The 24,282-nt window shown below is 46.6% G+C and carries 2 protein-coding genes; both read left to right on the top strand.

Annotated features, from left to right (window positions below; translation table 11 throughout):
* Positions 1-16 precede the first annotated feature (16 nt).
* Positions 17-19,645: an amino acid adenylation domain-containing protein gene (locus ACLHR0_RS16540; RefSeq protein WP_436488037.1), complete on the top strand. Its 19,629-nt coding sequence runs from the start codon at positions 17-19 to the stop codon at positions 19,643-19,645.
* Entirely contained in the window at positions 19,642-24,270 is a 4,629-nt protein-coding gene (locus ACLHR0_RS16535) for an amino acid adenylation domain-containing protein (RefSeq protein WP_436488036.1), read from the top strand. Before ACLHR0_RS16540 ends, ACLHR0_RS16535 begins: the two co-directional genes overlap by 4 nt.
* Positions 24,271-24,282: the final 12 nt, after the last annotated feature.

Raw genomic sequence — 24,282 nt, 5'->3', positions numbered from 1 at the left:
CTTAAATCTTATTCCCTTGAAAAAGAAGCTTGAGAAATCAAATGTGCAGGAGATCAGCGAGCTTAGTATGGTCCAGAAAGGCATGTTGTATCATTATTTGAAGGAAGCAGATTATAATCTTTACAATGTCCAGATATCCTTTGCGGTATCGGGGCCGCTCAATATGAACATCCTGAGACAGGCATTCTCCCTGGTACAATCGGAGAATGATGTATTGAGATCTGTATTCAGATGGGAGGAAATAAAGGCTCCCATACAAGTAATTCTGAAGTCCTGTGACCTCGACATTAAATATTACGACTACTCAAAAGATAGCCCTGAGACAGCTGCCGGTATAATCACGCAGGAACTGTTGAACGATCAGCAGGAGAAATTTGACCTCACAGCCTTGCCCCTGCGGGTTAGGATATTTCAGAAGGCAGCGGAAGATTTTATCATTGTCATCACGCATCATCATATTTTATATGACGGATGGAGTACGGCGATAGTGATAAAAGACTTGCTCCGGTATTATAACAGCCTTAATAAGGGGGATACGCCTGAACACACTGATAAACCTGCCTTCGGCGCTGTTTATGCGGATAGCTGGCAACTGGTGGATCACGAGGCGTCAGAAAGTTACTGGAAGAACTACCTGGAGGGATATGAAATCGGACACCCCTTGTCGGAGGCTGCTAACCAGGGAGAACTGTCGCAGGATGTCAGCAAGCTGAGGATCAATAAAAACCTGGATGGCCTTAATGAATTTGTGAAAAAGAATAAAGTTACCAAAGCGGCAGTTATTTATACGGCTTATGGCTTGCTGCTGCAACAGTATGGTAATACAAATGATGTGGTGTTTGGAACGACCGTATCTAACAGGAACCCCTTTGTGCAGGGAAGCCAGGCGGTAGTGGGAAATTTTATCAATTCTGTCCCAATCAGGATTCATGTTGATGAGCGGATAACGCTCGAAGCGCTGGTGAAAAGTGTGAATACGGGATTGATAGAGAGAAGTCAATTTCATCATTCATCTTTGCATGAAATTAACCAGGCAGTTGGCATCACTGCAAATGAAAGCTTATTTCAGTCGAGTATTGGCTTTGAAAATTATCCGGTTGATCAAAACATCCTCGACAGCGTAGAGGGGCTGAACATAGCGCTGCACGGGTATTATGAGAATACAAACCTGCCGCTGTCTATCCAGGTTTTTACCGATGACGCATTGGTGATCGACTTCAACTACAAAAGCAGTATTTTTTCAACGGACTATATAGAGCGATTTTCAAGCTACTTCATTCATCTTATCGGGGATGTGCTAACTTACCCGGATAGGCTTGTCAGTGAGGTGTTGTTGTTAAACGAGGCTGAAAAGGATACCATCCTGTATGCTTTTAACGATACGAAGGCCGATGTACCATCTTATCAGTCTGTTATTGAAATGTTTGAGCGGCAGGTGGCTGCTTACCCGGATAATATTGCGGTCGTTTTTGGAGAAACAAGGCTTTCCTATGCCGCATTGAATAAGCGGGCCAATCAGGTGGCGGCCGTGGTACTCAATAGTCATCCGGGGCTGGATATCATCGGTTTGCGGGTAGAACCCTCCGTTGAAATGATGATCGGCATGCTGGGGATATTAAAAGCCGGGGCTGCGTTTTTGCCTGTGAACCCTGAAACATCCGTATCCAGGCTGAAGAAAATTTGTGAGGATGCAGGCTGCCGGTTAATATTGACGCAGCAACAACTATTGGTTGATGTTCCTGTTGGAATTGATCAACTGGCGATGGATCATCCGGACCTGAATAACAGTTCTCCTGAAAATCCGTTGGTGACCATTACACCCGGTGATCTGCTGTATGTGATATATACTTCAGGAACCAGTGGCCTGCCTAAGGGCGTGATGATTTCAAATGAGAATGTGATTAATTATGCCACCTGGATCAACAAATTTGCAAGAATAAACCATACCGATAAAACCGCATTGGTAACATCATTTGCGTTTGACCTGGGTTATACAGGAATATTTTCCTCCATATTGTCCGGTGCGGAACTGCATATATTGCCTGCGGAAGTTTACATGCAGCCTGCCTTTTTTCTCCGGTACCTCCGGCAAAATCATATTACTTACCTGAAGCTGACGCCTTCCCTGTATGGCGCTGTAACAGATCATCCTGATTTTAAAACAGCCACGGACTTAAGGCTGGTGATACTGGGCGGAGAAAAGATCAGGGTGAGGGCAATAGAACAAACATTCGCACTGCATCCGTCTATCGAAATTATCAATCACTACGGACCAACTGAAACAACTATTGGCGCGGTAGCGAGATATGTTCACCGCGATCAGCTGTTGGACTTTCAGAAAGCACCTACTATTGGAAAACCAATCAGCAATGCCCGGTGTTATATATTGAATCAGCACCTTATGCCTGTTCCTATCGGCATGAAAGGAGATTTGTATATCGCAGGAGCAGGAGTAGCCATTGGATATCTGGAGCAACAGGACTTAACTGATGAGCGGTTTATCGCTAATCCTTTTGAAAGCGGCGCCAGAATGTATATGACAGGGGATGTTGCCCGGTGGCTGCCGGATGGGAATATTGAATTTTTAGGAAGAAAGGATCACCAGGTAAAAGTAAGGGGATACCGGATAGAGCTGTCTGAAATTGAAACGGCGATGCTGTCGCTTGATGGCGTGGACCAGGTATTGGTGAAGGCGGAAGCGCAGGATGACGATACTGTTTTGATTGCCTACTATCTCTCTGAAAGCCTGTTGAGCGAAGTGGCCATCAAAGATTTTCTTGCTGATCTGTTGCCGGACTATATGATTCCTGCGTTTATTGTTCATCTGACAGCGTGGCCCTTGACTGCGAATGGCAAAATCAATATGAACGCCTTGCCGGCGCCATCTGTAAAACAACTTGGTTATACCGCTCCCACCACCGAAACAGAAGAAAAATTGATTGAGATCTGGTCGGATATTCTGAAACGGAATAAGGAGGACATTGGTATCGATCGTACGTTCACGGAACTTGGCGGTCACTCCCTGCACATTATAGTGCTGGCGAGCAGGGTTTATAAGGTATTTCAGGTATCTGTTTCCATAAAAGACTTCTTCCAACACCAGACGGTAAGGAGTTTAGCGTTATTACTGGCACAGTCGGAAACCCGTAAGCATATAGACATTCAAAAGGCGCCGGCGCAGGAATATTATAAGCTTTCATCCGGGCAAAACCGCCTTTATTTCTTATATCAGTATGATAAGCATTCCATTGCTTACAATGGTGGTATCGTAATGATGCTGGAGGGATCCCTCGACAAACTGAGGACTGAGCAGTCATTAAAAACACTCGTATCCCGTCATGAAATTTTACGGACTGGTTTTTTTGTGAAAGAGGGAGAACCCGTGCAGCGTGTGTTTCCGGATGTATCGATGAATTGTGTATATTATAAAGCACAGTTTCCGGATGTGGAGGAGATAGTAAAAAACTTCATTAAACCATTTGATCTTGAAAATCCACCATTGATCAGGGTAGGTATTATTGAGTTATCGGAGAAGGAGCATATCCTGATGGTAGATACCCATCATATTGTTAGCGACGGTGTTTCCCAGCAGGTGCTTTTTGATGAGTTTATGTCCTTGTATAACGGAGTGCACCTCCCTGAACTAAAACACCAGTATAAAGATTTTGCAGTTTGGCAGGCGGGCGAAGTACAACAACGCCAGATGCGTACCCAGCGGGATTTTTGGTTGAAGGAATTTTCAGAATCGCCTCAGCAGCTGGATTTGCCGGCGGATTTTCCAAGACCTGTAATTAACAGCTTTAATGGACATGCGGTTGATTTTTCTATCCCCATCCGGGAAACGCAGCAGCTGAAATCAATAGCAGAAAAGGCCGGCGCTACCATGTATATGGCAGTAATGTCCGTCTTTAACATATTCCTCAGCAAACTAACCGGGGAAGAGGATATTGTTATCGGAACAGGGGTAGCAGGGCGACAGCATGCAGACCTGGAAACGATGGTAGGTATGTTTGTTAATTCATTACCTATACGAAATCATCCTGCTGCCGGCAAATCTTTCAGCGGATTTTTACTGCAAGTGAAAAATAAGATGTTGTCCTGCTTCGATCACCAGGACTACCCATATGAACAGTTAATTGATGACCTCAGTATTGAAAGGAAGACGAACCGCAATCCTTTGTTTGATGTGGCGCTTTCTTACGAGAACTACAGAGAAAAGGAGCTGTTACTCCCTGGTCTGAAGATTTCTGTTTTTAAAACAGCACATGCCATTTCAAAATTCGATATTACCCTGCGGGCATACGAGAAAGACAGTCAGCTGTTTTTAAGTTTTGAGTATGCGACAGATCTGTTTAAGGAAGCCACCATAAAAAGGTTTGTACATTTTTTCACAAATGTAGTATCGGCGGTAACTTCCGATAGCAGCATCAGTATCGCTGCGATCCAGCTGATTAATCCTGTTGAGCAGCATCAGATCCTGCACGAATTCAATAGTATTGCCCCTGCCGGCGCACCGGCGGCTACCGTGCTGGAACGGTTTAAGCAACAGGCAGCACAACATCCGGATGCCGTGGCCATTCGGGATGAGGTAGCTAACCCGATGGAGTTATGGCCTTCTACGGCAGAATATTTTATTTATGACGACATGTTGTACCATGCGATGACGAACGATGTAAGAAGGAATGCGTGGTATGAAAAGGAGATCAGAAGACATGTGAAAGGAAAGGTGGTGGTGGAAATAGGAACAGGGCCTAATGTTATATTGTCGAGGTTATGCATAGAAGCTGGTGCAGAAAAAGTATATGCCATCGAAATACTGGAAGAAACCTATAACAAAGCAAAACAGTTTTTAAAGGATGCCGGATTGGATCAGAAAATTCACCTGATTCACGGGGATGCCATGCTGGTAGACTTACCCGAGAAAGCTGATGTATGTTTGTCGGAGTTGGTAGGTCCTATAGGTGGCTGCGAAGGCGCCGCCGTAGTGTTGAATAATGCCAGGCGTTTTCTGAAGGAAGACGGTATTATGATTCCCGGCAGAAATCTGACCAGGATTGCGCCGGTTAGCTTACCCGGATATTTTATTGATACACCCGGTTTTTCTGATGTTTCGGCTCCTTATGTCCGCAAAACATTTGATTACATCGGTAGAAGTGCCGATATAAGGCTTTGTCTGAGGAACTTTTCACAGGAATATCTTTTATCCGGCGCTGAAACATTTGAAGACCTGGATTTTAACGGGGGAGCGGTAAAACCGGAAGATAGCCATGCTGTGAAATTTTATATCCGGAGGGAGGACACTATACAGGGATTCCTGGTATGGTTAACGATGCCGGGTGCAAATGGGGAAGTACTGGATACACTTGAATATGAATATTGCTGGCTGCCGGTATTCGTGCCTGTTTTTTACCCCGGGCTTCCGGTTGGCAAGGGCGATATGATTGAGATGGTGATTGACAGGCGGCTGAATGATAACGGCATTAATCCCGACTTTAGCATCAAAGGTTGTTTGACCCGCATCTCCGGTGAGAAAATTGATTTTGATACCGATTTGCCTCATTTCCCGCAACGTTTCCGTAGTGAACCATTCTACCATAAAATTTTTGGCGAAGAGGGCGCCGTTGCAACAACAGGCAACCGGAAGCTGTATGAAAGCATGACCTATAAACGGCTGGATGAGAGGTCTGATCAGGTAGCCGGGGTCCTGATGGAGAAAGGGGTATCGCATGGTGACATTGTGGGCATCCTGCAGGAATGCTCCGCAGCTACCATCGCCAATATACTGGGCGTGATGAAGGCGGCAGCCGTTTACCTGCCACTGGATCCGCGTTGGCCGGCGGGGAGGATCTGGTCAATCCTGGAAGAGAGTAAACCGGGATATTGTATTACAGACAGGCTACATCGTGACTTTCTTTCCGGAGGCACAGGGATTATAACAGGCCAGGAAGGCCTGCCAGACAGCCTCCTGCCGGATTTTTTATTACAGGATGATTTACTCATTGAAGGAGATCTGTTTTCCGGTACGCCTGGTGGCCGGGAAGTGCAGGAAGGGGATAATGCTTATATTATTTATACATCCGGATCTACCGGCAGGCCGAAAGGCGTGCTCCTGGGACATAAAGGCCTGGCTAACCTGGCAACGGTTTTTACAAACGTATTGGCACTCGCTCCTGAAACCAGGTTGCTACAGTTTTCGTCCCTGGGATTTGACGCGTCTGTTGCGGAAATTTTCCCGGTACTATCTTCCGGAGCTACCTTAGTCATCTTCAAAAGATCTGATACTTTTTCTACGGATGTTTTGTATTCAGTGCTGAAAGAACAGGCTATTGATGTTGTTACGCTTCCTCCATCTGTTTTAAGGGTGTTACCCGCTGACGGCCTGCACCAGCTGAGGGCCATCATTTCGGCAGGAGAGGCCTGTGACAGGAAGATTGCATTGCAATGGACGCCTGGGCGGACTTTCCTGAACGCATACGGACCTACGGAGTATACAGTTTGTACTTCCATTCTTGCTATGAAAAATGAGGCGCCGGCGCAGATTACTATTGGAAAGCCGATAGCAAATACCAGGATATTGATCCTTGGATTGAATAATGAATTGCAACCTGTTGGCGTACCAGGAGAACTTTGCATTTCCGGGTATGGACTGGCAAAGGGGTACCTGCATAATGAAAATCTCACCTCGCAGAAATTTGTGCCAAATCCTTTTTATCCCGGTGAAATGATGTATAGAACAGGGGATTTTGGGATGTGGCATGCTGACGGTAATATCGAATTCCTGGGTAGAACAGATGATCAGGTAAAGTTGCGTGGCTTCAGAATAGAACTGGGTGAAATTGAAAACCGGCTGCTGGAGCACGAAGAGGTTCAGGGAGCAGCGGTGATCATCAGGGAAGGGAATGGAACAAAATCACTGATCGCCTATTACGTATCAGCATCACCCGTTCCGGTAGCTTCGTTGCGTGCGTTCCTGCAGCAGCAACTGCCGGATTACATGATGCCTGCCTTGTTTGTACAACTGGAATCTATGCCTTTGACTTCGAGCGGAAAGATCAACAGGCGTGGTTTACCCGATCCTGAAATATCTTCAGCCGGAGAGTTCATACCAGCCGTTACAGCGGAGGAAAAACTGTTGTCAGAAATATGGGTAAGTGTACTGGGAATCACAAGGGTAAGTGTAACGGATAACTTCTTTTCACTGGGAGGTGATTCTATCAAATCCATACAAATCATGTCCCGGCTTCGTTCGGGAGGATATGAAACAACGATCAGGGATATCTTCGACAGTCAGACCATCAGGGGATTATCGTTAAAACTGAGACGCTTATCAGCCATCTCTTCCCAAACAGCAGTAACAGGAGAGGTTGGGTTAACGCCCATCCAGCAATGGTTCTTCCATCACCCATTTGAACAACGCCATCATTTTAACCAGTCGGTAGTGCTTCATTTCCCCGGGAGGATAGAGACAAACCACGTACTTGACATATTCAGAAAGCTGACTGATCATCATGATGCTTTACGCATGGTGTTTGAAGAACAGGGAGGGACAATTGTCCAGCGCAACCTGGGTACTGGTGTGCCGGTGTCCCTGGAAGTAATTGAACTATATAAAAAAGACGACTGGCAGGCAGATTTCATATTACATTGTAATGTTCTTCAGTCAGGTATCAACCTGGCCACGGGCCCGCTGTTGAAGCTTGGCTTGTTTTATACGCCAGGCGGCAGCCGCCTGGTGGTGATCGTTCATCATCTGGTTATTGATGGTGTTTCCTGGCGGATCCTGTTCGAGGATATCGAAACGTTATATCGTCAAACCGCGCAGGGAGAACCACTATTGCTACCGTTGAAGACGGATGCTTTCCAGCAGTGGTCGGCTACTTTATTGCGGTATGCAGAAAGCGATGCCTTCCGTTCGGCCAGTGCGTACTGGTCCCGGATCGATGAGCAGCCTGCCTTCCGGCTGCAGCGGGACTATCCCGTTGCGCTGGGAAGACGCACTTCCTTACGCCGTGAAGCCTTTACCTTAGACAGTAATACCACTGTAAAGTTACTCCACCATGCGCAGCACACGCAGGTGAATGATATGTTGTTAGCCGCCCTTTACCTGGGTATGCGCAGGCGGTATGCGATACCGGTGTTACGGGTTGACATGGAAGGACATGGCCGCTCGGATATTGGCGCTACGGTGAATGTAAGCCGCACCGTAGGCTGGTTTACGACTATTTACCCCGTAGTACTAACAAGCGACAGCGATGACCTGGGCATATTGATCCGCGACATCCGGCAAACGCTCAGCAGTGTTCCAAATGGAGGGATCGACTACCTGCTCATGCAGCAGCGCAGGTCAGCTCCGGAAAGGCAGGACAAGTACACCGGAATCAGCTTTAACTACCTGGGACAATTCGACAGCGACACCATGGGCAGATCTTATGGTATCTCTTCAGATCCGCATGGGGAAACCATCTCACCAGAAGAAATACGGTTGTATGATTGGGACATCATCGCGATGGTCAGCTCAGGTCAGTTACAGGTACAATTGAATTATAGCACGTCACAGTATCATCCGGATACGATAGCTGCGTTCATGGATGTATACAGGGAGTGTTTAAGTGAAGTCATTGATTACTGCAGCTCAGGACAGAAGATATTACTGAGTCCTTCTGATCTCACCTGGAAAAGCATCCCGGTAAGTTTGCTGGATGAATTACAGGAACAACAGGAGGTAGAAGACATATACCCGCTGTCTCCCACACAGGAGGGGCTTTTATTTCACGCCTTGCTGGATAAAGGATCCGATCATTACTTTGAACAGATGCTTATCCATATGGATGGCGAACTGGATATTGCAGCGGTTGAATCGGCCATGAATGCGCTGGTAGCACGTTATGCAGTACTGCGGACGCGTTTTTTGCATGATCGTTACCATCGTCCGCTGCAAGTGGTGTTAAAGCGTGGAAAAATCGACTTCCAATATCACGACGTTCGTGAGGAATGCCTGGAATCAGGCAGAAAGCAGGTGCTGGAAGCTTACCGGCATCTTGACAGGTCCCAACCTTTCCTGTTGGAGGAAGGCAGGTTAATGCGGCTGACAGTTCTCCAAACGGGACACAGGGAGTATGAGCTTTTATGGAGCCATCACCACATACTGATGGATGGTTGGTGTATTGGTATTATCGTCAGGGATTTTAAAGAAGTTTATACCAGGATGTTGTCCGGTGAATCCATCTCAATGGGTATGGTTACGCCATATTCCCGGTATATAACGTGGTTAGAGACGAGAAACAGGAATGAATCAGCTGCCTATTGGAAGGAGTATCTCCGGGGATATAGCCAACAGGCGGATTTGCCTGGGAAAGCATTGCGTATTTCAGATAGTTCATCCTATACGATCGTTACACATCAGGCGCCTATCAGTGCGGAGCTGACAAAATCCATTGAATCACTTTCTGCAAAAGTGGGGGTAACCATTAATACAATATTTAAAGTAGCCTGGGGAATAATGCTCGGTCGCTATTGTAATTTGGACGATGTGGTATTTGGTACGGTCGTATCCGGCCGCCCCGGTGAAATTGCCGGTGTGGAATCTATGGTCGGTTTATTTATTAATACTGTGCCGGTACGAATCATACTGGATAATGCAGCGGTAGTGGAAAAACTACTAAAAGATACACAGCAGCAGGACCTGGAAGCGAATTTGCACCATTATTACCCGTTGTCAGAAATACAGGGCGCAAATGAATTGGGCAGCCGTTTGTTCACCCACATTATGGCCTTCGAGAATTACCCGCTTGATGAAGACGTAAAGAACATCAGTGATGGACTCAGCATCACAGCGGTAGAAACATACGAGAAAACGAACTATGACCTTTGGATAACGATATATCCCGGCAAAGACATCCTGCTGAAAATCAGTTATAATAATAACGTATATGCTGATGAGATTATCAGAAATATGTTGCATCATTTACAACAGGTACTTAGCCGGATGGTCGCCGCACCTGCATTAACCCTATCCGGAATCGAGCTGCTTTCTGAATTGGAGAAAGCAGCACTGGTAAATAACCTGGACTATACCAACAGCCACTATCCTGAAGATAAAACGATACTTGACCTGTTTGATGAACAGGTAACAAAGTGGCCTGGGAATACAGCCGTACAATATGAAGGGGCTGCTATTACCTATGCACAGCTGGATGAACAGGCCGGGCAGGTGGCCGCGCAGCTGACGGCCCGTGGAGTGAAACCAGATGCGGTAGTAGGTCTTTTGATGGACCGTTCGATAGAAATGGTGGTAGGCATGTTGGGTATTCTGAAAGCCGGTGGCGCCTATTTGCCGGTTGATATTACCTATCCGGAAGAAAGGAGGAATTACCTGCTGGATAATAGTCAGACCCGGTTGGTGCTGACAACAAAGGAGTTTGCAGACCTGGTAAAGCCAGGTATAGCGGTGGTGTTAATAGAAGACAGGGATCAGTTCAGCGCTGTTTCGCCTGACAAGCCGCTGCCATCGGACTTATGTTACGTTATTTATACTTCGGGAACAACAGGAAATCCCAAAGGCGTGATGGTAGAGCATCGTAATGTAGTGCGGTTGCTCTGCAACGATGATTTCCAGTTTTCCTTTGGTCCGGCAGATGTTTGGACGATGTTCCATAGCCACTGCTTTGATTTCAGTGTATGGGAGATTTTTGGGGCATTGTTAACCGGGGGTAAGGTGATTATCGTTCCGAAGATGACAGCGCGTGATACGGGTTTGTATCTTAAATTATTGCGGGAGGAAGGGGTAACGGTGCTGAATCAGACGCCCAGTGCTTTTTATAATCTTTTGCAATTGACTGTAACGGGTCTGTCTTTACGCTATGTTATTTTCGGGGGAGAAGCACTGAGCCCTGGGAAATTGCATTCATGGCGGGAGCTGTATCCTGCTGTTAAGCTGATTAATATGTACGGGATTACGGAAACGACGGTGCATGTTACCTATAAAGAGATCACAGAAAAAGAGATCAGCAGTAATATCAGCAACATTGGCAAACCTATCCCTACTTTATCAGTTTACCTGCTGGATGAGCATCAGCGGCTGGTTCCGGCTGGTATCACCGGTGAATTATACGTAGGGGGATCTGGTGTTTCCAGGGGTTACCTGGGCAACGAAGTCTTAACATCTGCAAAGTTTGTACAGGATCCGTATAAAATGGGAGGGCGGCTTTACCGCACCGGCGATCTTGGGCGTTTGCTGCCCGGAGGTGAAATTGAATACCTTGGCAGGAAAGACCACCAGGTACAGTTACGGGGTTTCCGTATAGAGCTGGGGGAAATAGCGCACGCCTTATCAGGTAACAGCCGTATTGGTGAAGTGGTGGTGGAAGCCCGTGAAAAAGAAGACGACAAATACCTGGTGGCCTATTATACCGCGGAGGAAGAAATAAGCAGTACCGCATTGCACACTTACCTGTTGGAGAAAATACCGGACTACATGGTCCCTTCTTATTTTATCTACCTGGATCACTTCCCGCTAACCTCAAACGGAAAGCTTGACAAAGCAGCGTTACCCGTGCCGGGGGCTGGAAAACAGGACGCGGGTATTGCGCCTGAAACAGAAAGTGAGAAGATAATGCTGGATGCGTGGGAAGAAGTACTTGGTACGCGTGCCATCTCTTTAACAGATAATTTCTTTGCTATAGGAGGCGATTCCATCAAGGCAATAAGGCTGCTGCCTGCCATCAGGAAACGAGCCGCTACGGGTATCGGGTTAATTGACATATTTGAGTGTCCTACTATCTCCCTGTTGGCTAAACGATTGGAAACAAAGCAGCAGGAGCCGCTTGCCGTTGCTGCTGCCAGCCAGGTGATGCAGGAGCTGGATGAGCTGAATGCCAGGTTTATGGACCGTGAAAATGTAGCGGAAGTTTTCCCGATGAGTGATATCGAAAAAGGAATGATCTATCATTCTCTTTCTGCCAGTGAAGGCGCTTTGTATCATGATCAGAGTACATTCAATGTTCGCTATATCTCATTCAACGCAGATTTGTTTCAGCATGCCTTGCAGTTGATGGTCGAAAAGCATGGGGTGCTCCGGACTGCCTTCAATATGAGTGATGATGAAGTGCCGTTGCATGTTGTGTACAAACACATTGATGCAGCTATCCGTTTCTCTGATATTTCACACCTGGAGAAAAACGAGCAGCAATCCACTGTAATTGAATTTATGGCATCCGACAGGCAGGCGCCCTTCAATTATGAACAACCTCCTCTCTGGAGAATGAATATTTTCAGATTGTCTCCCGAAAATTACTTCCTGGTATGGGTATGTCACCATTCGATTATGGATGGATGGAGTGTTGCCTCATTCATGACGGAACTCAATAATACTTATCTGAAATTATTGGCGGATCGCTCATTCCGCCCGGCAGCCATCAACGTTTCCTATAAACATTATGTGATACAGGAACTGCTTGCCAAACGTAATAAGGCAATATCCCAGTATTGGCAGGAGGAATTGCATGACGTCGCCAAACAGGAACTGGCGGATACAGGGCATGTAAAACGGCACAGTGTAGGACAAGAACAGCAACGACTTTCAGGCGAGCTATATGAAAGACTGACCTCCTTTTCCAGGGATAAAGGGATTGGTATAAAAACAATCCTGGTGTCGGCTTACCTGGCCGTCCTGAAGATGTTTACTTACAACGACGAGGTAATTGTAGGATTGGTATCCAGCAACCGGCCCGCGGAAGAAGGCGGAGACCAGGTACTGGGCTGCTTCCTGAATACCGTGCCTTACAGATTCAGGTTCCCCAATGAGCTTTCCTGGAACGGATTGCTGCAGTTGGTCGATAAAAAGATGATTGATGTTGGCAGGTATCAGCAGTTGTCATTATTTGACATACTTAAACTCATTGACCGCGCAGGATTTAACGAAAACCCGCTATTTGATTCGATCTTCAATTACGTGGATTTCCATATTTACAATGAGGCCTTATACGAGACTGACAGAAATGCTCCCGCAGCGATATCCGCCGACCTGGATATCAAATCTTATGCAGTTACAAATACCGATCTTGATTTTAACATCAGTACCAGGAATGGGAATTTTGAAATCAGCATAAACTACTCGACACAGAAATTCAAACAAACTTTTATTCAACGGTTTATTCAATATTTTGAAAGCGCCCTGAATAATATTGTAATGTCCCCTCAGGCCCTGGTAATTACAGGCAACCTGATGAATCAAACAGAAATAGACCAGCTGCTGGTTGAGTTCAATGATTCCGCTGTTGACATTGACCAGGAAGAAAATATTATTTCACTGTTCGAAAAACAGGTAGCAAAAACGCCGGATAATATTGCAGTCACATCTGGTAACATAGCCGTGACATACCTTGAATTAATGTACAAAGCCCGCCGGATCGGACTGTGTCTGAATAAAGAGCATGGTATCGGCGTAAATCATGTGGTAGGGGTACTGATGCAAAAATCAGAACGCCTGGTGTTTACTATCATGGGAATTTTACGGTCGGGCGCCTGCTATCTTCCGATTGATCCCAAAACGCCTGTTGAAAGGATCAGGTTTATGGCCAGGGATAGCGGAATGAAAGTACTGATCACTGATATTCCGGAAGAAGGTGTATATAGCATAACTGATACAAATATTTTGCGGTATGATGCACTGGAACAAAGCATAAAGGATGTTCCCGTGACCGGGACTTTCCCGCGGGTCTCTGCCGGCGACCTGTTTTATGTGATCTATACTTCGGGGTCTACCGGAAACCCGAAAGGTGCCGCCATTAAAAATATTTCGTTCCTGAACCTGGTGAACTGGTATGTCAGGGCGCTGGATACAACCACATTGGATAACTTCCTGCTGATCGCCCCTATCGCCTTTGACCTTGCACAGAAGAACTTTTTCGCACCATTAGTAACGGGAGCAAGGTTGACTCTGGCAGAGGAGATACAGCATGATTATCTTAAAATGTCAGCTACAATAGCGGCTGAAAAAGTAACCGTGGTCAACTGTGCGCCTGCAGCCTTTTATCCTTTACTGGAAGAATGTGCTCCCAATAAATATGATCGCCTTAAACACATCAGATATGTTGTATTAGGAGGAGAGAATATCAATATGGGTGCTTTTGCCGGCTGGATAAAATCCGGCCACTTCCAGGCAAAGGTCATGAACTCCTACGGCCCTACCGAATGTACGGATGTAGTGTCCTACTATGTAGTGGAAGATTATGATGTACAGAAGAATCACATTATACCGATTGGAAAGCCGGTAGACAATACCCTGTTATACATACTGGATAGTCGTCAACAACTGCAACCGCCTGGTGTAAAAGGAGAGATTTGTATTGCAGGTATCGGTGTGTCAAAAGGATACCTGAATAATAACGATCTGACCAACACGAAATTTTTACCTGATACTATCAGCGGGTCGGGATTAATGTACAGGACAGGCGATTTTGGCGTATGGCTGCCTGATGGTAATATCGAGTTCCTGGGCAGAATAGACAACCAGATAAAGTTGCGTGGGTTCAGAATAGAATTGGGTGAAATCGAGAACTGCCTGCTGGAACACGAACAGGTTCAGGCAGCGGCGGTGATTATCAGGGAATTGAATGGAACGAAATCCCTGATTGCGTATTACGTATCGGCTTCACCTGTTGCGGCAGCTTCATTGCGTGCTTTCCTGCAGCAACAGCTGCCGGATTATATGATTCCTGCCTTGTTTGTGCAACTGGAATCCATGCCTTTAACTCCGAACGGAAAAATAAACAGGCGTGGTTTGCCTGATCCTGAAGTGTCATCATCAGGAGCGTTTTTACCAGCCGTTACCCCGGAAGAGAAACTGCTGTCAGAAATATGGTTAAGTGTACTGGGCATCGCACAGGTAAGCGTTACCGACAACTTCTTTTCTTTGGGTGGCGATTCTATCAAATCTATACAAATAACCTCGCGTCTTCGTTCCGCAGGATATGAAACAACAATCAGGGATATCTTCGGCAGTCAGACTATCCGTGAGTTGTCGTTAAAACTGAGACGTTTGTCCGCTATCTCTTCTCAGGCAGCGGTATCGGGGGAGGTTGGGCTGACGCCAATCCAGCAATGGTTCTTTGATGGTCCACTGGAACAAAAGCATCACTTTAACCAGTCGGTGGTGCTTCACTTCCCGGAGCAGCTGGCCGCAGACCGGGTGCTTAAAATATTCAGGAAGCTGACGGATCATCATGATGCATTGCGTATGGTGTTTGAAGAACAGGAGGGTACAGTGGTTCAGCGCAACCAGGTTACTGGTATGCCGGTATCACTGGAGGTGGTTGACCTGTATAAGAAAGATGACTGGCAGGCCGATTTCATATCACATTGTAATGTCCTTCAATCAGGTATCAACCTTGCCACGGGCCCGTTGTTAAAGCTTGGGCTGTTTCATGTACCGGACGGCAGCCGCCTGGTGTTGATTATTCATCACCTGGTCATCGATGGTGTTTCCTGGCGGATACTGTTCGAGGATATCGAAACATTATATCGTCAGGCTGTACAGGGGGAAACACTATCACTACCGTTGAAGACAGATGCCTTCCAGCAATGGTCCGCTGCTTTGTTGTCGTATGCGGAAAGTGATGCCTTCCGGTCAGCCTGCATGCATTGGTTCCGGATTGATGAACAACCGGTCTTCCGTTTACCTAAAGATTATCCAGGTGTCAGGGGAATACAGGCCTCCATACGTCGTGAGGTTTTTGCATTAGACAGTAACGTTACCAGGAAGCTGATACACCATGCGCAACATACGCAGGTGAATGATATATTGTTAGCCGCCCTTTACCTGAGTATACGCAGGCAGTATGCGGCGCCGGTACTACGCATTGACATGGAAGGTCATGGACGCTCGGATATTGGTGGTACCGTTAATGTGAGCCGCACTATAGGCTGGTTTACGAGTATTTATCCTGTAGTACTAACCAGCGACAGCGATGACCTGGGTGTACTCATCCGCGATATCCGGGAAACACTCAGAAATGTCCCGAACGGAGGAATGGACTACCTGCTCATGCAGCAGCGCAGGTCAGGTCCGGAAGGGCAGGAGCAAGGCGCCGGAATCACGTTTAACTACCTGGGCCAGTTCGATAGTGATACTGCAGGCAGATCTTATAAGATCTCTTCGGATCCTCATGGCGAAACGATCTCGCCGGAAGATGTGCGATTGTATGATTGGGATATTGTTGCAATGATCAGCTCCGGCCAGCTGCAGGTACAGCTGAACTATAGCACATCACAGTATCGCCCGGATACAATCAGCTCGTTTATGAATGCGTACAGGGAGTGCCTAGGTGAGGTAATCGATTACTGCGGCTCCGGGCAAAGGCTATTACTGTGTCCGTCCGATCTTACCTGTAAGAGTATCCCGGTAGATCTGCTGGACGAATTACAGGAGCAGCAGGAGGTGGAAGATATTTATCCGTTGTCTCCCACGCAGGAAGGAATTCTGTTTCACTCGTTATTGAATCCTGATGCGGAAGATTATCATGGTCAAACCGTCATTCATATTGAAGGGGAGCTGGATATTACCGCGGTTGAATCGGCCATGAATGTGCTGGTAGCACGTTACGCCGTGCTACGGACACAGTTTTTACATGACCGGTACCATCGCCCGTTGCAGGTAGTACTAAAAGAAAGGAAGATGGACTTCCACTATCACGATGTGCAGGATGAATGCCTGGAATCGGGCAGGGAGCAGGTACTGGAAGCCTACCGGAACCACGACAGGTTGAAACCTTTCCTGTTGCAGAAAGATATGCTGATGCGACTGACCGTACTCCAAACTGGTTACAGGAAATATGAATTGATATGGAGTCACCATCATATACTGATGGATGGCTGGTGTATTGGTATTATCGTAAAAGACTTCAACGAAATTTATACAAAGCTGCAATTGAATGAATCTCTTATCAATGCTGCCGTTAAACCGTATTCCCGGTATATAGACTGGCTGGAGAGCAGAGACAGGAACGAATCCGCACACTACTGGAAAACTTACCTGGAAGGATACGATCTGCTGGCACGTTTACCTGAAAAAGAAATTCCGGCCGGTGAAGTGGTACAGGGCAGTCACCTGATCAGTGAGTTAAAGCTGACACAGGAAGTGGTCGCATCACTGGCAAAGGTTTCAGCCGGATATGGTGTAACAATTAACACCATTATAAGAGTGGCGTGGGGTATCCTGCTTGCCCGCTTTAACAATGTGAAAGATGTTGTTTATGGCGCGGTGGTTTCAGGCCGCCCTGCGGAGATTGAAGGGGTGGAAACCATGGTTGGATTATTTATTAATACAGTCCCTGTCAGGCTTAAATTAGACCAGGACTGCAGTTTGAGCGAATTGCTGAAGGTAGCGCAGGAGGATGACCTCCGGAGCGAGCAGTATCACTACCATTCTTTATCAGAACTTCAGTCTTTCAGTAAGTTGGGCAGGAAACTGATAGATCATATCATGGTATTTGAAAACTACCCTGTTGCCAGGCAGCTGGAAGATATGTCAGCTGCAGAGAAGGACGGGAAAGGCTTTGATATCATCTCTGCGGCCTATAATGTTAAAACCAATTATGACCTTATTGTACGCATACTGCCGCAAAATGACTTTACTATACAACTCGATTTTAATCAGCGCAGGTACGATCAGGCTACTATTGACCAGGTGCTCAGTGGGATGAAGCATATTATTCACAGTATCGCCACCCGTCCGTTGTCCGCTTTGAGCAGTATCAGTGTGTTCGATGAGGCGGCTGATGCCACGATGAAAGCAACGTTTTCAGCTGACATTGAAGTAGCGCATGGCAGGATGACCATACAGGAACGACTCCACACATCATTTCGTCAACATGCCCAGAACGATGCGGTAGTATATAAAGGCATTACGCATTCCTATGCGGAAATGGAATCAACCATCAACAGAATCGCCAATACTATTTCATCATTGAGGTTAGCGCCGGGTTCATTTGTGGGTGTTTTTTGCAAAAACAAATACCTGCAGGTATGTTCGATGGTAGCACTCTTAAAAGTCAGGCTGGCATTTGTGCCACTGGACCCGGCTTTGCCGGATCATCGGCTGGCTGCAATGGTGAACAGTGTGCAAATGAAATTGATCCTTACTGATCAGGAATCAGAGGCGGTGGCGCAGTTACCTTTTGCTGGCCGTACGGAGTGGCTGTCTGTTACCGGAGAGGAAGCTGAGCGTGCTTCTTCACTGTTTGAGCGGGCAAACGATTATACAATAGAGGATATTATATATGCTTACTTTACCTCCGGCACAACCGGTATCCCTAAAGGAGTGGCGGGCAGGAACGGAAGCCTTTCGCATTTCATCGGTTGGGAAATCAGCACATTGAAAGTAGAGCAATCCTGCAGGATCAGTCAGTTTACCAGCCTGGGATTCGATGCATCCATGAGAGATATTTTCGTGGCACTTTGTGCCGGGGGTACGCTTTGTATCCCGGATGAAGACATCTTTGCCGACGGAGATAGCCTCATTGCCTGGATAGAGCGGGAGCGGATAAACCTGATTCATTGTGTCCCCAGTCTTTTTAAACTGATCAGAACAGGCGATCTGTCCGGACCGGTTTTCCACCAGCTGAAATGGATATTGCTGGCTGGCGAAAAGATTTTGCCCTATGAGTTGAGTGACTGGTATGCCAGGTTCGGAGACAGTATTCAGCTGGTTAATCTCTATGGTGCTACAGAAACAACACTGGTAAAAGGATTTTATTTCATCAAACCGGCAGACTACCTCGCTTCCTTTATCCCGGTAACTGCTATGCCGGGAGCCCAGTTCATGGTATTGGATGATACACTGAACGCTTGTCCGAAGAAAGTAAGGGGAGAAGTATATATACGTACGCCATATAGAACCGCCGGCTACCTCGTGGATGCCGGGATATCCAATGCCCTGTTTATACAGAATCCGTTTGCTGTAAACAACAATGACCTGATATACAGAACAGGGGATATTGGCCGCCTGCATGAAGATGGTAAACTTGAAATTCTGGGTCGTACAGACCAGCAAATTAAAATACGCGGTATACGTATTGAGCCGGATGACCTGAAACATAATATGCTCCGGTATGATGGCATAACGGATGCAGTGGTTATGGTGAGAAGCGACAATGGTGCAGCGCCTTTTTTATGTGCGTATTATGTTGCCGGACAGGAAACAGATAAATCGGACCTGAAAAAATATTTAAGCAGCCTATTGCCGGGATATATGCTCCCAACGTACCTGGTTCAACTGGATCAGTTCCCCCTGTCTTCCAATGGAAAGGTGGACCGCAATGCACTGCCTCCTCCGGAAATACAACAAACAATGGATTTTGCAGCGCCTGCAGATGACCTGGAAAGAGCACTGGTCATCATCTGGGCGGAGGTGCTGAAACTGGATGAGCAACAGATAGGGGTAAGAACAAGCTTTTTTGAGCTTGGAGGACATTCTTTGAAAGCAATTACCATGTTAAACAGGTTGAATAAAACTTTTGGAGTACGGATTACGCTAAAAGAAGTTTTTGTAAGACAGACCATAGCAGAGCTTGCATCTTATATTGCCACCATACTGCCGGCTGAACATGCGTTCGAAGGCGATGATGACGTAATTGAAATATCGTTATGAGAATAGATGAGTACATCACCCGGTTAAGAAAAGAGAATAACATTGTAATTTCTGTTGCTGATAACGATGTAAAAGTTCGTGGCGATAAGGCGGCCCTTACACAGGAAATTATTGCATCTATCAGGCGCCGGAAACCAGAGATACTTGACTTTTTCAGTTCAGTAAGTTCAAGTGAGCTGGCCCCTCCTGTTCGCATAACGTCCGGCACCGGCAGTTACCGGTTGTCGGCTGTTCAGAAGCGGCTTTATTTTCTCCATGAAATGAACAGGACGTCTCTCGCTTATAATATGCCGCAGGGGGTAAGGATTGTGGGTGCATTAGATGTGCTGAAGCTGGAGGAGAGCTTCAGGCAGCTGATCGGCAGGCATGAAACTTTACGGACACAATTTGAAGTGGTGGATGGAGAAATAATGCAAAGCGTGCTGGCAGCACCCGTTTTTTCCATCGAACGCTATGAGCAGGAACACAACGATATGCAAGCAAAGGTACAGGGATTTATCCGGCCTTTCGACCTGAAGCACGCTCCTCTTATCAGGGTGGGGCTTTTTGAATCTGACGTGGAAAAAATACTGATTGTAGATATTCATCACATCATTTCCGATGGAATATCCAACAGTGTGCTTATGCAGGAATTCCTCTCCCTGTATCATGATCAGCTGCTGCCCGGGGTAAGATTGCAGTATAAAGATTATGCGGAATGGCAGCAGGATAAGATAAAAGAAGATCAAATACAGCAGCAGCGGGCATTCTGGGTTAACAAATTTTCGCCCGTTCCCCCGGTAATCGATCTGCCATACAATTTTTCAAGACCGCTTCATAAGACCTATAAAGGAAGCGCAGTTATTTTTCAGTTAGCTGAACTTCAGTCGGCCAGGCTGAGGAGTATAGCCAGGGAGGAGCGTACTACTATATTCATGCTGTTGCTGGCTGTGTATAATATCCTGCTCAGTAAATTGACGAACCAGGAAGATATCGTAGTGGGTACCCCAACTTCCGGCAGGTTTCATGAAGACGTGGAAAGAACAATAGGCCCCTTTGTCAATACAATTGCATTGAGAAACTTTCCCCGTGCGAATCGCTCTTTCCGGGACTTCCTGCAGGAGATAAAATCAACAGCAATTGAGGCTTTCGATCACCAGGACTGGGATTATGAAATGCTGGTAAGAGACCTGGAGATAGATAGAAGCAGCGGCCGTAATCCCCTGTTTGATGTTTTTATGGCGGTGCAGAACTTTGAACAACAGGAGTTTTCACTGCCAGGGATGAAGTTGTCGAGGCTGAAAGCAACAAAGGAAATTTCCAAATTCGACCTCTCTCTATTAGTGACAGAACACCAGTCTATATTTACTTTTGAGTTTGAGTATGCGGCGGATTTATTTGAAAGGCAGACGATTGAAAGATGGGCAGGCTATTTTCAGCAGATAATCAGCGAGGTAGTTAATAATGTCAACATCAGCCTGGCAAATATTGAAATGGTTCCCCCCGATGAGCAGCACCTGCTGCTTCACCGGTTTAATGATACTGCCACAGCCTACCCCAATAAGACCATTACCGCGGTATTTGATGAGCAGGTGAGAAAGACGCCGGATAATATTGCGCTTCGTTTTCATAATGGGAGCAATACTTACCAGGAACTTCAGGAAAGGGTTGACAAAACAGCCCGTTATTTGAGTGAAGTAAAAGGCCTGAAGAAAGGAGAGCTGGTTGGGGTAATGATGGATCGCAATGAGTGGCTGATCCCGGCTGTATTTGGTATCCTTAAAGCTGGAGGTGTGTATGTTCCGGTTGATCCCGGACATCCTGCGCAAAGGATAAAGTCTGTTTTAAAAGACGCAGGTATTCGCATGGTGTTAGCCCGGAATCCTTCCGGCGACATGCAATGCAGCAATGATTACCAGCTGCTGGATCTGAACAGGGTGATTCCTGAAATACTTTCACAGCCGGCCGGATTTGAAAATGCGGGGTTATCAGGTCAGGATCTTGCCTATATTATATTTACATCCGGTTCCACCGGAAAACCCAAAGGGGTGATGATTGAACATCATTCGGTTATCAACCGCCTATTCTGGATGCAAAAGGAATACCCGCTGCAGGAAGAGAGTGTGCTGCTGCAGAAAACGCCGCTGGTATTTGATGTTTCCGTTTGGGAACTCTTCTGGTGGGCATTTACCGGTGCTTCGCTTTGCCTGCTGGAACCGGGAGCAGAAAAGGAACCCGCGAAAATAGTTACCGCCATATCCGAAAATGGTGTGACAACCATACACTTTGTTCCATCTATGTTGAGTGCCTTTCTCCCGGTGCTGGATGCCTCATTCGATTTTACCCGCCTGCATACCCTGAAACAGGTATTTTCAAGTGGGGAGGAGTTGAAGGCTGAACATGTTGCCATGTTCCGGGAATCTTTATTCAGGAATTGTGGCAGCTCGCTGATTAATTTATATGGTCCTACAGAAGCAACGGTAGACGTTACGCACTACAACTGCACAATGGAGGAAACCTCGAAGCCTGTGCCGATAGGTAAGCCCATTGATAACACCAGGCTATATATACTCAGTGCAAATGGTAAACCTGTACCGGTAGGAGTTGCCGGTGAACTGCACATAGCGGGTGCTGGACTGGCCAGGGGATACCTGAATAATCCGGAGCTGACAGATTCAAAATTTATACAGCACCCTGTTATAAAAGGGGAAAGAATTTACAAAACAGGGGACCTTGCAAGATGGACGCCTGATGGTAATGTGGAGTTTTTGTGCCGGGCCGATAACCAGGTAAAGATTAGGGGGATCAGGATAGAACCCGGGGAAATAGAAAATCAACTGCTTTTGCCGGGTATGCTGAAAGAGGTAGCGGTGACCGTAAAAGAAAGAGGGAACGACAAAATCCTGGTAGCTTATTATACTGCGGGAGATCAGATCAATGAAAACCAGTTAAGAGACTTTTTGAAAGGACAGTTGCCCGGTTATATGATTCCGGGGGCTTTCGTACAGCTGGAACAGATGCCGCTGACAGCCAGCGGCAAACTGGACAGGAAGGCTTTGCCGGATCCTGAATTACTGCCATCAGAAAGTTATGTGCCGCCCGCGAATGCAATGGAGGAAAAAATGATCGAAGTTTGGGCGGATGTTTTGCACCTGGAGAAAAATAATGTTGGGGTAGAGGACAACTTCTTCGCTATCGGCGGACACTCCATTATCGCCCATCGCCTGATTAACGCCATTAACAGTACATTTTCTTCGGTAGTTACTTTAAGGGATATTTTCGAACATCCCACCGTAAAAGAGCTTACCAGCCTTATTGAGAACCATCATAAAAATCTCCTGCCTGCTTTTATAAGAGCCAGTGAAGCACCTTTTTACCCCGCTTCCGCGGCGCAGCGCCGGCTGTATTATGAACAGGTGTCCCAAAGAGACAACCTCGCTTATAACATCAACAGTGCCTACAAGCTGGAAGGGGAAGTAGATCCTGACAACTTACAGCAGACATTTGAATACCTGATCCGGCGACATGGGGCATTGAGAACCTGCTTGTTTATTGCAGGTGATACAGTGGTTCAACAAGTGGAAGAAACGGTAACGTTCAGGATTTCCAGGCTGGACGCCGGGAAATATAACGATGCCGCCGCCGCGTTGGCTGATTTTGTGAAACCACATGATTTGTCCAGCCCTCCGCTGCTAAGAGTAGGTCTGTTACAGGACGAAAGACTCGGGAATATTTTGTTGATTGACATACATCATATTGTGTGTGATGGCATTTCGCTTAACATTTTGATGAATGAATTTAAGTTGGCGTATAAGGGTGAAGAACTGAAACAGCTTCCCTACAGGTATATCGACTATGCAGTATGGCAGCACGCTGATGGTGGTGCATATACTGCTCAAAGGGAATTCTGGAGGAGGCAGTTGTCTGGCGAGCTGCGTGCTCCCGACCTGCCGGTGATGATGAACAGGGATAAAGTGACTGTTTACACCGCCGCCAGCAGCGAGCTGGTAATTGATCGCGAACTTTATGCCCGGATCAGGGAATTTACCGCCAGTGCAAACGTATCGGAATTTATGTTCCTGCTCTCCGTGTATTATATCCTGTTAGCCAGGGTGTCGGGTAACACTGATATCATAGTCGGGTCTGATACCATCGGCAGGAACAGGCCTGAGTTCCGCGATATAGTCGGCACATTTGTAAATGAGCTGCCACTGCGAGTGCAGGTGGAAAGGGAACTGCCATATGACGGGTTTCTGGCAGCAGTGAAAGATTGCGTTTTAGATGCATTTGATAACCAGGATTTTCAATTTGATGAGATGTTGTCGCTGATAAAAAGAGATAAACATGAAAAGCTTATTCATATTCATTTTTCCTATGCAAACTTTCTTGACAATGAAGTGGAGCTGGATCAGCTGGCGTTCACTACAATAGACACGAGAAAGGAACGGAAACTAACCCAGTACGAACTCAAAGCGGAAGTATACCCCGGTAAAGGAGAAGGCATTCGTATTGCATTTGTATACAGCAGTGAGTTGTATGAACATGCCACTATTCAAATATTTATGCAGTACTACCAGAACATCCTGGTGAATGTTCTCAATAATCCCCATGGTCGTATCCTGGATATAAATATGAAAAAATCCTGAACGTACCTGTTG

The sequence above is a fragment of the Chitinophaga sp. ARDCPP14 genome (assembly GCF_051362515.1).
Taxonomy (GTDB): Bacteria; Bacteroidota; Bacteroidia; order Chitinophagales; family Chitinophagaceae; genus Chitinophaga.
Note: the sequence above shows the minus strand (reverse complement) of the source record. Positions and strands in the feature narration are given on the sequence as shown.

Excerpts from the sequence above, each read along its gene's own strand:
- ACLHR0_RS16535 (WP_436488036.1), top strand. The coding sequence starts at position 19,642 with ATGAGAATAGATGAGTACATCACCCGGTTAAGAAAAGAGAATAACATT.